Raw genomic sequence first — 13,649 nt, 5'->3', positions numbered from 1 at the left:
GAGAGCGGGCAATCCAGCCCCGCTCTCGATTCGCGTCACGTGTTATTCGGTTTCCAGATCGATATCGATGCCGAGGGAACGAATTTCCTTGATCAACACGTTGAAAGACTCGGGCATGCCCGGCTCCATACGGTGATCGCCGTCCACGATGTTTTTGTACATCTTGGTACGGCCGTTCACATCGTCCGACTTCACTGTGAGCATTTCTTGCAGAGTGTAAGCAGCACCGTATGCTTCCAGTGCCCAGACCTCCATCTCCCCGAAACGCTGACCACCGAACTGTGCCTTACCACCCAGCGGCTGCTGGGTAACCAGGCTGTACGAACCGGTAGAACGAGCGTGCATCTTGTCGTCTACCAAGTGGTTCAGCTTCAGCATGTACATGTAGCCAACAGTAACCGGGCGCTCGAACTTGTTGCCGGTACGGCCGTCGGTCAGCTGCATCTGGCCGCTTTCTGGCAGGTCAGCCAGTTTCAGCATGGCCTTGATTTCGCTTTCCTTGGCACCGTCGAACACTGGAGTGGCCATTGGAACGCCGCCACGCAGGTTCTTCGCCAGATCCAGGATTTCCTGGTCGGAGAAGCTATCCAGATCTTCGTTACGACCGCCGATCTGGTTGTAGATCTCGTCGAGGAATTTACGAAGCTCGGCGACTTTGCGCTGCTCTTCGATCATCCGGTTGATCTTCTCGCCCAGACCTTTGGCCGCGAGGCCGAGGTGGGTTTCAAGGATCTGACCAACGTTCATACGCGAAGGTACGCCCAACGGGTTGAGGACGACGTCGACCGGGGTGCCATTGGCATCGTGCGGCATGTCTTCAACCGGCATGATCACGGAGACCACACCTTTGTTACCGTGACGACCGGCCATCTTGTCGCCCGGCTGGATGCGGCGACGGATTGCCAGGTAAACCTTGACGATTTTCAGCACGCCTGGAGCCAGGTCATCGCCCTGCTGCAGTTTGCGCTTCTTGTCTTCGAACTTGTCGTCCAGCAGACGGCGGCGATCAACGATGTAGGCCTGAGCCTTCTCGAGCTGCTCGTTCAGAGCATCTTCAGCCATGCGCAGTTTGAACCACTGACCATGCTCAAGACCGTCGAGAACTTCGTCGGTGATGTCCTGACCTTTCTTCAGGCCGGCGCCGCCTTCAGCCTTGTGGCCTACGAGAGCGGAACGCAGACGTTCGAAAGTTGCGCCTTCAACGATACGGAACTCTTCGTTCAGGTCCTTGCGGATCTCGTCGAGTTGAGTCTTCTCGATCGACAGTGCACGAGCATCACGCTCAACGCCGTCGCGGGTGAAGACCTGTACGTCGATGACGGTACCCTTGGTGCCGGTAGGCACGCGCAGGGAGGTGTCTTTAACGTCGCTGGCTTTTTCACCGAAGATGGCACGCAACAGCTTCTCTTCTGGAGTCAGTTGGGTCTCGCCTTTCGGAGTGACCTTACCGACCAGAATGTCGCCTGCGCCAACTTCAGCACCTACGTAAACGATACCGGCTTCGTCCAGCTTGTTCAGTGCAGCTTCACCCACGTTCGGGATGTCTGCAGTGATTTCCTCTGGCCCAAGCTTGGTGTCACGTGCCACACAGGTCAGTTCCTGAATGTGGATCGTGGTAAAGCGATCTTCTTGAACAACTCGTTCCGACAGGCAGATGGAGTCTTCGAAGTTGTAACCGTTCCAGGCCATGAACGCGATGCGCATGTTCTGACCCAGCGCCAGTTCACCCATGTCGGTGGACGGGCCGTCAGCCATGATGTCGCTACGCTGAACCCGATCACCTTTACGCACCAGCGGACGCTGGTTGATGCAGGTGTTCTGGTTGGAGCGGGTGTATTTGGTCAGGTTGTAGATGTCGACACCAGCTTCACCGGTCTCAACTTCATCATCAGCAACACGAACCACGATACGGCTGGCGTCGACGGAATCGATAACGCCGCCACGACGAGCCACGACGCAAACGCCGGAGTCACGAGCTACGTTACGCTCCATGCCGGTACCGACCAGCGGCTTGTCAGCGCGCAGGGTTGGTACAGCTTGACGCTGCATGTTCGAACCCATCAACGCACGGTTGGCGTCATCGTGCTCGAGGAACGGGATCAGCGACGCTGCAACAGAAACAACCTGCTTCGGCGAAACGTCCATCAGGGTGACGTCTTCCGGCGCCTTGACGGTGAACTCGTTCAAGTGACGAACAGCTACCAGTTCGTCGACCAGCATTTTCTTGTCGTTCATCGTGGCCGAAGCCTGAGCGATCACGTGATCAGCTTCTTCGATGGCGGACAGGAACACGATCTCGTCGGTGACCAGAGCGTCTTTCACCACACGGTACGGGCTCTCGAGGAAGCCGTACTGGTTGGTGCGCGCATAAGCGGCCAGGGAGTTGATCAGGCCGATGTTCGGACCTTCCGGCGTTTCAATCGGGCATACACGACCGTAGTGAGTCGGGTGTACGTCACGAACTTCAAAGCCAGCACGCTCACGAGTCAAACCGCCAGGGCCGAGTGCAGACACACGACGCTTGTGGGTGATCTCGGACAGCGGGTTGTTCTGGTCCATGAACTGGGAAAGCTGGCTGGAACCGAAGAACTCTTTCACCGCCGCAGCCACTGGCTTGGCGTTGATCAGGTCTTGCGGCATCAGGCCTTCGCTTTCAGCCATCGACAGACGCTCTTTGACCGCACGCTCAACACGTACCAGGCCAACGCGGAACTGGTTCTCGGCCATTTCGCCTACGCAGCGAACACGACGGTTACCCAGGTGGTCGATGTCATCGACGATGCCTTTACCGTTACGGATGTCGACCAGAGTCTTCAGTACCGCGACGATGTCTTCCTTGCACAACACGCCCGAACCTTCGATCTCGGTACGACCGATACGACGGTTGAACTTCATCCGGCCGACCGCAGACAGGTCATAGCGCTCAGGGCTGAAGAACAGGTTGTTGAACAGAGTCTCGGCAGCGTCTTTGGTTGGCGGCTCGCCTGGACGCATCATGCGATAGATCTCGACCAGCGCTTCCAATTGGTTGCTGGTGGAGTCGATCTTCAGAGTGTCGGAGACGAACGGTCCGCAGTCGATATCGTTGGTGTACAGAGTTTCGATGCGAACAACCTGAGCCTTGGCAATTTTTGCCAGGATCTCGGTGTTCAGCTCGGTGTTGCACTCTGCCAGGATTTCGCCGGTTGCCGGATGCACGATGGCCTTGGCGGTAGTGCGACCCAGGACGTAGTCCAGAGGCACTTCCAGGGTCTTGAGACCGGCTTTTTCGATCTGGTTGATGTGGCGCGCAGTAATACGACGACCCGCTTCAACGATGACCTTGCCTTTCTCGTCCTGAATATCAAGAACAGCGATTTCACCACGCAGACGCGAAGCAATCAGTTCCAGACTGAGGGTTTCGCCGCTCAGGTGGAAAACGTTGGTGGTGTAGAACGCGTCCAGCACTTCTTCGGTGGTATAGCCGAGTGCGCGCAGCAGCACGGATGCCGGCAGCTTGCGACGACGGTCGATACGCACGAACACGCAGTCTTTCGGGTCGAACTCGAAGTCCAACCACGAACCGCGGTAAGGAATGATGCGCGCGGAGTACAGCAGTTTACCGGAGCTGTGCGTCTTGCCACGGTCGTGGTCGAAGAACACGCCCGGGGAACGGTGCAGCTGGGAAACGATTACACGCTCGGTACCGTTGATTACGAAGGTACCGTTCTCAGTCATCAGGGGGATTTCACCCATGTAGACTTCTTGCTCTTTGATGTCCTTGATCGCTTTGTTCGACGATTCTTTGTCGAAAATGATCAGGCGCACTTTTACCCGCAAAGGTACGGCGTAAGTTACACCGCGCAATACGCATTCTTTGACATCAAATGCCGGTTCGCCCAGGCGATAACCGACGTACTCCAGCGCAGCATTGCCGGAGTAGCTGATGATCGGGAAAACGGATTTGAAGGCCGCATGCAGGCCCACGTCGCGGAACTGATCTTTAGTCGCTCCCGCTTGCAAGAATTCACGATACGAATCCAGCTGGATGGCCAGGAGGTACGGCACATCCATGACGTCCGGCAACTTGCTAAAGTCCTTGCGGATACGTTTTTTCTCAGTATATGAGTAAGCCATCAGCGTTCCCCAGCTTGGTCACCTGCTTGTTTGGCCCCTCCCGACGGGAGCAGCCAGAAAATCGTGCAAACCCCATGGTTTGCTCCACCGCATCGGGTGGTTACAGCTCGTTATCAGCACCGACCCAGTCGGCTGCCAATAACGGAAAAAGGCCGGTGGCAAGAGCCACCAGCCATCAGCCTTTCGCTTAACGCTCGGGCTGGAGACGCAAAGTCGATGCTTACTTCAGCTCGACTTTAGCGCCTGCTTCTTCCAGAGTGGCTTTGGCTTTGTCAGCTGCGTCTTTCGATACAGCTTCCAGAACCACGCCAGGAGCGCCGTCAACTACAGCCTTGGCTTCTTTCAAGCCCAGACCGGTCAGTTCACGTACTGCCTTGATCACGTTAACTTTCTTCTCGCCAGCTTCCAGCAGCATGACGTTGAATTCAGTTTGCTCTTCAGCAACGGCAGCAACAGCAGCTGGACCAGCGGAAGCAGCGGCAGCGGAAACGCCGAACTTCTCTTCCATAGCCTTGATCAGCTCAACGATTTCCAGAACGGATTTTTCGCCGATTGCTTCGATGATTTGGTCGTTAGTCAGAGACATGACTATAAATTCCTGTATTGGGGTGACAGCCTACGCGGCCATCGAAATAAACAATAAACGCTGAAAGGAGTTGCTCAGCCTTAGGCTGCGGCAGCTTCTTTCTGGTCGCGAAGGGCCGCCAGAGTACGAGCCAATTTGCTGGTTGCGCCTTGAATCACGCTCATCAGCTGAGAAATTGCTTCGTCACGGGTCGGCAGACTTGCCAGTACGTCGATCTGATTAGCTGCGAGGAACTTGCCCTCGAACGCAGCTGCCTTGATCTCGAACTTATCCTGACCTTTTGCGAACTCTTTGAAGATACGAGCAGCAGCGCCCGGATGTTCTTTGGAGAATGCAATCAAGGTCGGGCCAGTGAACACGTCGTTGAGCACGTCATATTGAGTGCCAGCAACGGCGCGCTTGAGCAGGGTGTTACGTACAACACGTACGTAAACGCCAGCTTCACGAGCCTCTTTACGGAGTCCGGTCATAGCGCCAACTGTCACGCCGCGGGCATCAGCCACAACAGCAGACAGGGCAACATTGGCAGCCTCGTTGACTTCAGCGACGATGGCCTTCTTGTCTTCGAGTTTAATTGCCACGGGTTTAACTCCTGCTTGTTACCGTTTCATCCAACCGAAGCCGGATGTCGTTTTGGTGTCTGATTCGGTAAGGAACCGGGAGCACCATCTGCGTAGGCTTGAGGTTTAAGACTTGCGTCGCCTACGGTCTTGGATAGCCCCCGCCAGGCAGGGACCCCAATCTTTCAATTGGCGCAATCACTTGCGCCAACCTTTGTCTTACGCGTCGAGCGAGCCTTGGTCGATGACCAGACCTGGACCCATGGTGGTGCTCAGGGTAACGCGCTTGACGTAAATGCCTTTCGAGGAAGCTGGCTTGATACGCTTCAGATCAGCGATCAGGGCTTCAACGTTTTCCTTCAGCTTGACAGCGTCGAAACCGACTTTGCCAACGGAAGTGTGGATGATGCCGTTTTTGTCGGTGCGATAACGAACCTGACCAGCCTTGGCGTTTTTAACCGCGGTAGCTACGTCTGGAGTTACGGTGCCGACTTTAGGGTTAGGCATCAGGCCACGTGGACCGAGGATCTGACCCAACTGACCAACAACGCGCATTGCATCCGGGGATGCGATAACTACGTCATAGTTCAGGTCGCCGCCTTTCATTTCGGCAGCCAGATCGTCCATACCTACACGGTCAGCGCCGGCAGCCAGAGCGGCCTCAGCAGCTGGACCCTGGGTGAACACTGCAACGCGAACAGTCTTGCCAGTACCGTGTGGCAGCACAGTAGCGCTACGAACGACCTGATCAGATTTACGCGGGTCAACGCCCAGGTTTACAGCAACGTCGAAGGACTCGCTGAACTTGACAGTCGACAGCTCAGCCAACAGAGCAGCAGCGTCTACAAAGTTGTAGGACTTGCCAGCTTCGATTTTGTCGGCGATAGCCTTTTGACGTTTGGTCAACTTAGCCATTACACACCCTCCACGTTAAGGCCCATGCTACGAGCAGAACCGGCGATAGTACGCACGGCTGCGTCCATATCAGCTGCAGTCAGATCCGCGTTTTTGGTTTTCGCGATTTCTTCCAGCTGAGCACGGGTCACGGTGCCAACCTTAACGGTGTTCGGACGAGCGGAACCGCTAGTCAGACCAGCAGCTTTCTTCAGCAGAACCGAAGCAGGTGTGGATTTTGTTTCGAAAGTGAAGCTACGGTCGCTGTAGACAGTGATGATCACTGGAGTCGGCAGACCTGGTTCAATACCCTGAGTACGGGCGTTGAAAGCCTTGCAGAATTCCATGATGTTCACGCCGTGCTGACCCAAAGCAGGACCAACAGGTGGGCTTGGGTTAGCCTGAGCGGCCTTCACTTGCAGCTTGATGTAAGCGGTAATCTTCTTGGCCATGAGGCACTCCAATTACGGGTTCGAACGCCTCGAAAGGCTCCCCGGTTACTTGCGCGTTTATCCCAGTGACGACAAAACCCCACAGCCTAGGGCTGCGGGGTTGGGATGCTTGCTCAGCTAGACCTTTTCGACCTGGCTGAACTCTAGCTCTACCGGAGTAGAGCGACCGAAAATGAGCACCGCCACTTGGATCCGGCTCTTTTCGTAGTTAACTTCTTCAACCGTGCCGGTGAAATCAGCAAACGGCCCATCGTTGACGCGTACCGACTCGCCTGGCTCGAAGAGTGTCTTCGGCTTCGGCTTGTCACTACCATCAGCGACACGACGCAGAATCGCTTCTGCCTCTTTATCTGTGATCGGTGCAGGTTTATCAGCGGTACCGCCGATGAAGCCCATCACCCGAGGAGTATCCTTGACCAAGTGCCAAGTACCCTCGTTCATGTCCATCTGAACCAGCACATAACCTGGGAAGAACTTGCGCTCGCTTTTGCGTTTCTGGCCATTACGCATTTCAACCACTTCTTCAGTGGGAACCAGAATTTCGCCGAAGCCATCTTCCATGCCAGCCAGCTTTACGCGCTCTAACAACGAGCGCATGACATGCTTCTCGTAACCGGAGTAAGCATGCACAACGTACCAACGCTTAGCCACGGGACACCCTTAGCCGACAATCAAGGAAACAAGCCAGCCGAGCAGGGAATCAAGCCCCCACAACAGCAACGCCATAACCAGTACAACAGCCACAACGATCAACGTGGTCTGCGTGGTTTCTTGGCGAGTTGGCCATACGACTTTACGAATCTCGGTGCGAGCTTCCTTTACCAGTACAAAGAAAGACTTGCCCTTGACTGTTTGCAGGCCTACAAAGGCAGCTGCAGCAGCAAGAGCGAGCAATGCTAGTACGCGGTACAGGATTGGCGATGCAGAGTAATACTGATTGCCAACAACGCCAACAACCACCAAAGCGACTACTACTAGCCACTTGAGCAGATCGAAGCGAGAGCCTTGAGCTTCAGCTTTAGGAGTCATCTATGAAGATCCTGTGAAAAGAAAGCCAGACACACCAAGTGAATCTGGCAGGTCAGGAGGGAATCGAACCCCCAACCTACGGTTTTGGAGACCGTCGCTCTGCCAATTGAGCTACTGACCTAAAACAAAATCAGGCCGACCATTATGCCGGCCCGAAAAAGACATTACAACAACTTACTCGATGACTTTAGCTACGACACCTGCGCCGACGGTACGACCGCCTTCACGGATAGCGAAACGAAGCCCATCTTCCATCGCGATGGTTTTGATCAGAGTGACAGTCATCTGGATGTTGTCACCTGGCATTACCATTTCGACGCCTTCTGGCAATTCGCAGTTACCGGTCACATCCGTAGTACGGAAGTAGAACTGTGGACGGTAGCCCTTGAAGAATGGCGTATGACGACCACCCTCCTCCTTGCTCAGAACGTAAACCTCTGCAGTGAACTTGGTATGCGGCTTGACGGTGCCCGGCTTGACCAATACCTGGCCACGCTCAACATCATCACGCTTGGTACCGCGCAGCAATACGCCGCAGTTCTCGCCAGCACGACCTTCGTCGAGCAGCTTGCGGAACATCTCAACACCAGTGCAAGTAGTTTTGACAGTGTCACGAAGACCAACAATCTCAACTTCTTCCTGAATGCGGACAATGCCACGCTCAACACGACCAGTCACAACAGTACCGCGACCGGAGATCGAGAACACATCCTCGATCGGCATCAGGAACGGCTTATCAATAGCGCGTTCAGGCTGCGGAATGTAGCTATCCAGGGTCTCGACCAACTTCTTGACGGCAGTGGTGCCCATCTCGTTGTCGTCTTGACCATTCAACGCCATCAGCGCCGAACCAATGATGATCGGAGTGTCATCACCTGGGAAATCGTAAGTGCTCAGCAGATCGCGCACTTCCATCTCAACCAACTCGAGCAGCTCAGCATCATCAACCATGTCAGCCTTGTTCAGGAAGACAACGATGTACGGAACGCCAACCTGGCGAGAGAGCAGAATGTGCTCACGGGTTTGCGGCATCGGACCGTCAGCAGCCGAGCAAACCAGGATTGCGCCATCCATTTGAGCAGCACCGGTGATCATGTTTTTTACGTAGTCAGCGTGACCTGGACAATCAACGTGCGCGTAGTGACGCACTGCCGAATCGTACTCAACGTGAGCGGTGTTGATGGTGATGCCACGTGCTTTTTCTTCTGGGGCGCTATCGATTTTGTCGAAGTCGACCTTCGCGGAACCGAAAACTTCGGAGCAAACGCGGGTCAGGGCTGCGGTCAAAGTAGTTTTACCGTGGTCTACGTGACCAATAGTGCCTACGTTGACGTGCGGCTTATTACGTTCGAACTTTTCCTTAGCCATCGAAACAACCCCCAGCAGAAGAATTGAGCAAGTAACATCAGCCATTAAAACAAAGGCAGATATTTTCATATCTGCCTTGTTATATGGAGCTCTTGAGCGGATTTGAACCGCTGACCTCACCCTTACCAAGGGTGTGCTCTACCAACTGAGCTACAAGAGCAAAACACTTTGCAGGACCTGCAAACTTGGAGCGGGTAGCGGGAATCGAACCCGCATCATCAGCTTGGAAGGCTGAGGTTCTACCACTAAACTATACCCGCGGAGCTTGCAGCTCTCGCTAAAAATGGTGGAGGGGGAAGGATTCGAACCTTCGAAGTCGTAGACGTCAGATTTACAGTCTGATCCCTTTGGCCGCTCGGGAACCCCTCCTAAGCGAGCCGGCATTCTATATCATGCCAGCCTTCTGTCAAGCATTTTCTCATTAAAAACCTGAGGTTAGCTGCGTTGACCTCGCTTCTCACTGCTGACCGCTAAAGGTCTTCACTGCGAAGCGGGCGCCATTCTATGCAAACTATTCGGCGGGTGCAACCCCCTCGCACGGCATTATTTTATGTTTTAACTCATTGAATTCTTTGGAAAGGTTTTGCAGCTTCGAGTCGTCCAGCAAACGTCGGCTTTCAGGGACCACGCGAACCCAGAATCCAGCGGAATCGAACGAATCCCGCGGCAATGACTGAACAGTGATCTGCAAGCCACTCAACCGACGCTCTACGGCTTGCATGGCTTCCTGGCGAGAAAAACCACCTATATATAGACACTCACTTTCCTGCCGAGGCTTTTCTTTGCCTCGAACGGCATCATTGGTTTCACTCAACAAGCGAATATCCTGCTGAGAACCTCGATACAAACTTAAAGGGGTGACGTCTTTCGCACGAAGCGGCGCCTCTTGTTGATGCCAGATGTAATAAAACACATTAAGAACAAGCAACAGCAGAAACAACCAACGCATAAAAACCTCAAGGCAAAGGACAAGCCATGGCCAAACCTACAAACACTAGGTCAGGAACGACTCTGGCGGCAGGCACGACTCCGCGGACCAAGTCTGCATCTCCACCAGTGAGGAAGACCGTGAAACCATCCCCCAATAGCTGTGCGCCAACTGAAGCTGGGTGAGGACGAATCCTTGAAGCATCAAGGAACAACCTCGCTCGACTGCCTCAACGGTTGTTCGACCCGGCACAAGACTTTCCAAAGCGCGCTCGGCGGCAACATCGCCGTAGCGAATGCGACGAGTGTGAGTGCGCAACTGATTGCGCATCAAAGGCATTCCAGGGCAAATGAATCCGCCAATGTGCTCTCCATCAGCTGCAATGAAGTCAGCCGTGACAGCCGTGCCGAAATCCAGCACCAGGCACGGACCGCCAGCGAGATGGAACCCGCCCAGCATCGCCAGCCAGCGATCAAGACCGAGTTTTTCATAATCTTCGTAGCCGTTACGAACGCCGGACATTTCACGAGCAGGAGCAGCACAGGTTACCGACACTCCAAAAGCATCAGTCAGAAGCGCAATCAACGCACTCGTTTCATCCCCCGTCCTGACACTGACTAATCGACACCGCTTTAGAGTCAGACGATCAAGCTGCTTCAGACCTTGCAGCAGCGCAAGATCCGAATCGACAACGCCTTCGGCGACCACGATCCGAACATCAGCACCCAGCACGCGCCATTTGATAAAACTGTTTCCGCAGTCAAGCTCAAGAATCATCACGCAACCTCAGGCTGAGCTCACCACCACTAAAGACTTTTTCCACACCGTCCACCTGTAGGCGCAGAGCACCCTGACTGTCGATACCCGCAACAACCCCATCAATCCGATTGACGCCGGCAATCAATGAAACCGCCCTTCCCTGCCACAAATGGTTTTGCTCCCACTCAGCATGGATAGCCGCAAATCCTTCGCTTTGATGGCGCTTCAAGTAAGCCTGGAGGACTACACCAAGCTCTGCTACCAGAAGGTTGCGATCAAACACCTTGCCGGACTCAAGCCGCATGGACGTCCATTGCTGATCAACCTCGTCGGCGGTCTGCATGTTCACATTGATCCCAAGACCTAATACCACATGACACACATCCGCCGGATCGCCGACTAGTTCCAGCAATATGCCTGCGATCTTCTTTTGACCAACAAGCAAATCGTTAGGCCATTTGAGCCCCACGCCTGAAACACCCTGGTTGCGCAACGCCTGCATTACCGCTAGCCCGACAACAAGGCTCAGACCTTCCAACTGGCGCATCCCACCCTCAATGCGAAGTACCAGACTGTAATAGAGGTTTTCTGCAAACGGGCTAACCCATTTGCGACCTCGCCTGCCACGACCAGCAGTCTGTCTTTCCGCAAGTATGAGAAATGGCGCAGCCTGGCCTCGCTCGATTGCGCGCAAGGCTTCGGCATTGGTGGAGTCGATGGAATCAAAGACCTGCACAGGCCAGCTATTGGCAGGCGGCTTGGCATCGATTTCTCCAGGATCCAACAGCGTCAGCGGTGCAGCTAATTGGTATCCGCGGCCACGCACCTTATGAATGGAAAGACCCAACTCTGCTTCCAGGTGCTGTAGCTGTTTCCATACGGCAGTACGACTGATGCCAAGAGCTGCGCCCAAGGCCTGACCGGAATGGAATCGCCCATCCTTCAGAAGTTTTAACAACGTCAGCATGCAAGTCTCGCCTCACAATGAGGCCCGAATGATAGCCATGCCCCGAGCCGTTGCATAGAAACCCTGATGGTCGGATTTTTCTTCGGGCAAAACAAAACCCCTACCTGCATACGCAGATAGGGGTTTCGGAATTTAATCTTGACGATGACCTACTCTCACATGGGGAAACCCCACACTACCATCGGCGATGCATCGTTTCACTGCTGAGTTCGGGATGGGATCAGGTGGTTCCAAAGCTCTATGGTCGTCAAGAAATTCGGGTACCAAATCGTGGCCAGATGGCCGCGCTTCAGCAAATTGGGTATGTGACAGCTTCGGTATTTGTGTGTGGCTTTGTGCACAGTCGAACTTTCGGTTCATTGCGTCTTCACACACCGCAATCTGATGCTCTTTCGAGTAGTCAAATTGCTTGGGTGTTATATGGTCAAGCCTCACGGGCAATTAGTATTGGTTAGCTCAACGCCTCACAGCGCTTACACACCCAACCTATCAACGTCGTAGTCTTCGACGGCCCTTCAGGGGACTCAAGGTCCCAGTGAGATCTCATCTTGAGGCTAGTTTCCCGCTTAGATGCTTTCAGCGGTTATCTATTCCGAACATAGCTACCCGGCAATGCCACTGGCGTGACAACCGGAACACCAGAGGTTCGTCCACTCCGGTCCTCTCGTACTAGGAGCAGCCCCTCTCAAATCTCAAACGTCCACGGCAGATAGGGACCGAACTGTCTCACGACGTTCTAAACCCAGCTCGCGTACCACTTTAAATGGCGAACAGCCATACCCTTGGGACCGGCTTCAGCCCCAGGATGTGATGAGCCGACATCGAGGTGCCAAACACCGCCGTCGATATGAACTCTTGGGCGGTATCAGCCTGTTATCCCCGGAGTACCTTTTATCCGTTGAGCGATGGCCCTTCCATACAGAACCACCGGATCACTAAGACCTACTTTCGTACCTGCTCGACGTGTCTGTCTCGCAGTCAAGCGCGCTTTTGCCTTTATACTCTACGACCGATTTCCGACCGGTCTGAGCGCACCTTCGTACTCCTCCGTTACTCTTTAGGAGGAGACCGCCCCAGTCAAACTACCCACCATACACTGTCCTCGATCCGGATAACGGACCTGAGTTAGAACCTCAAAGTTGCCAGGGTGGTATTTCAAGGTTGGCTCCACGCGAACTGGCGTCCACGCTTCAAAGCCTCCCACCTATCCTACACAAGCAAATTCAAAGTCCAGTGCAAAGCTATAGTAAAGGTTCACGGGGTCTTTCCGTCTAGCCGCGGATACACTGCATCTTCACAGCGATTTCAATTTCACTGAGTCTCGGGTGGAGACAGCGCCGCCATCGTTACGCCATTCGTGCAGGTCGGAACTTACCCGACAAGGAATTTCGCTACCTTAGGACCGTTATAGTTACGGCCGCCGTTTACCGGGGCTTCGATCAAGAGCTTCGCGTTAGCTAACCCCATCAATTAACCTTCCGGCACCGGGCAGGCGTCACACCCTATACGTCCACTTTCGTGTTTGCAGAGTGCTGTGTTTTTAATAAACAGTCGCAGCGGCCTGGTATCTTCGACCGGCATGAGCTTACGGAGCAAGTCCTTCACCCTCACCGGCGCACCTTCTCCCGAAGTTACGGTGCCATTTTGCCTAGTTCCTTCACCCGAGTTCTCTCAAGCGCCTTGGTATTCTCTACCCAACCACCTGTGTCGGTTTGGGGTACGGTTCCTGGTTACCTGAAGCTTAGAAGCTTTTCTTGGAAGCATGGCATCAACCACTTCGTGTTCTAAAAGAACACTCGTCATCAGCTCTCGGCCTTAGAATCCCGGATTTACCTAAGATTCCAGCCTACCACCTTAAACTTGGACAACCAACGCCAAGCTGGCCTAGCCTTCTCCGTCCCTCCATCGCAATAACCAGAAGTACAGGAATATTAACCTGTTTTCCATCGACTACGCTTTTCAGCCTCGCCTTAGGGACCGACTAACCCTG

Annotated in this window: 10 protein-coding genes, 4 tRNA genes, 2 rRNA genes and 1 pseudogene (1 of these 17 running past the window's edge); all 17 read right to left on the bottom strand. The window is 54.2% G+C overall.

Annotated elements, in window-relative coordinates; translation table 11 throughout:
- Positions 1–42 precede the first annotated feature (42 nt).
- The gene (rpoB, locus tag BLU01_RS16050; RefSeq protein WP_092277400.1) at positions 43–4,116 is read right to left on the bottom strand and encodes a DNA-directed RNA polymerase subunit beta; all 4,074 of its coding nucleotides are present in this window, start codon (positions 4,114–4,116) and stop codon (positions 43–45) included.
- A gap of 220 nt (positions 4,117–4,336) precedes the next feature.
- Entirely contained in the window at positions 4,337–4,702 is a 366-nt protein-coding gene (gene rplL, locus BLU01_RS16045) for a 50S ribosomal protein L7/L12 (protein WP_092277397.1), read from the bottom strand.
- 80 nt (positions 4,703–4,782) lie between these two features.
- Positions 4,783–5,283: a 50S ribosomal protein L10 gene (gene rplJ, locus BLU01_RS16040; protein ID WP_007896629.1), complete on the bottom strand. Its 501-nt coding sequence runs from the start codon at positions 5,281–5,283 to the stop codon at positions 4,783–4,785.
- 198 nt (positions 5,284–5,481) lie between these two features.
- Complete coding sequence (gene rplA, locus BLU01_RS16035; protein ID WP_028621538.1) at positions 5,482–6,177, bottom strand: 50S ribosomal protein L1; 696 nt, start codon at positions 6,175–6,177, stop codon at positions 5,482–5,484.
- On the bottom strand, positions 6,177–6,608 hold the full coding sequence (rplK, locus tag BLU01_RS16030) for a 50S ribosomal protein L11 (RefSeq protein WP_003210097.1): 432 nt from the start codon (positions 6,606–6,608) through the stop codon (positions 6,177–6,179). The genes rplA and rplK overlap by 1 nt, the downstream gene beginning before the upstream one ends.
- 117 nt (positions 6,609–6,725) lie before the next feature.
- Positions 6,726–7,259 carry a transcription termination/antitermination protein NusG gene (nusG, locus tag BLU01_RS16025; protein WP_054052239.1) on the bottom strand — a complete coding sequence of 178 codons (534 nt, stop codon included), beginning with the start codon at positions 7,257–7,259 and terminating at the stop codon, positions 6,726–6,728.
- Positions 7,260–7,268: 9 nt separating this feature from the next.
- Complete coding sequence (secE, locus tag BLU01_RS16020; protein ID WP_092277394.1) at positions 7,269–7,637, bottom strand: preprotein translocase subunit SecE; 369 nt, start codon at positions 7,635–7,637, stop codon at positions 7,269–7,271.
- Between the two features lie 45 nt (positions 7,638–7,682).
- Positions 7,683–7,758 (bottom strand) — tRNA-Trp (locus tag BLU01_RS16015).
- A 53-nt stretch (positions 7,759–7,811) separates the two neighbouring features.
- Positions 7,812–9,005 (bottom strand): elongation factor Tu, encoded by a 1,194-nt coding sequence (gene tuf, locus BLU01_RS16010; RefSeq protein WP_092277391.1) that lies wholly within the window; start codon positions 9,003–9,005, stop codon positions 7,812–7,814.
- Between the two features lie 84 nt (positions 9,006–9,089).
- A tRNA-Thr gene (locus BLU01_RS16005) sits at positions 9,090–9,165 on the bottom strand.
- 26 nt (positions 9,166–9,191) lie between these two features.
- Positions 9,192–9,265: transfer RNA gene (locus BLU01_RS16000), tRNA-Gly, on the bottom strand.
- A 24-nt stretch (positions 9,266–9,289) separates the two neighbouring features.
- Positions 9,290–9,374: transfer RNA gene (locus tag BLU01_RS15995), tRNA-Tyr, on the bottom strand.
- 142 nt (positions 9,375–9,516) lie between these two features.
- On the bottom strand, positions 9,517–9,954 hold the full coding sequence (locus BLU01_RS15990) for a hypothetical protein (protein WP_092277388.1): 438 nt from the start codon (positions 9,952–9,954) through the stop codon (positions 9,517–9,519).
- Positions 9,955–9,961: 7 nt separating this feature from the next.
- Positions 9,962–10,710: pseudogene (locus tag BLU01_RS15985) on the bottom strand (pantothenate kinase).
- Positions 10,700–11,659: a bifunctional biotin--[acetyl-CoA-carboxylase] ligase/biotin operon repressor BirA gene (gene birA, locus BLU01_RS15980; protein WP_092277385.1), complete on the bottom strand. Its 960-nt coding sequence runs from the start codon at positions 11,657–11,659 to the stop codon at positions 10,700–10,702. The pseudogene BLU01_RS15985 and the gene birA overlap by 11 nt, the downstream one beginning before the upstream one ends.
- 136 nt (positions 11,660–11,795) lie before the next feature.
- A 5S ribosomal RNA gene (gene rrf, locus BLU01_RS15975) occupies positions 11,796–11,911 on the bottom strand.
- A gap of 168 nt (positions 11,912–12,079) precedes the next feature.
- A 23S ribosomal RNA gene (locus tag BLU01_RS15970) occupies positions 12,080–13,649 on the bottom strand; it runs 1,322 nt beyond the window's last position.

This window comes from Pseudomonas prosekii (genome assembly GCF_900105155.1).
GTDB lineage: Bacteria > Pseudomonadota > Gammaproteobacteria > Pseudomonadales > Pseudomonadaceae > Aquipseudomonas > Aquipseudomonas prosekii.
Note: the sequence above shows the minus strand (reverse complement) of the source record. Positions and strands in the feature narration are given on the sequence as shown.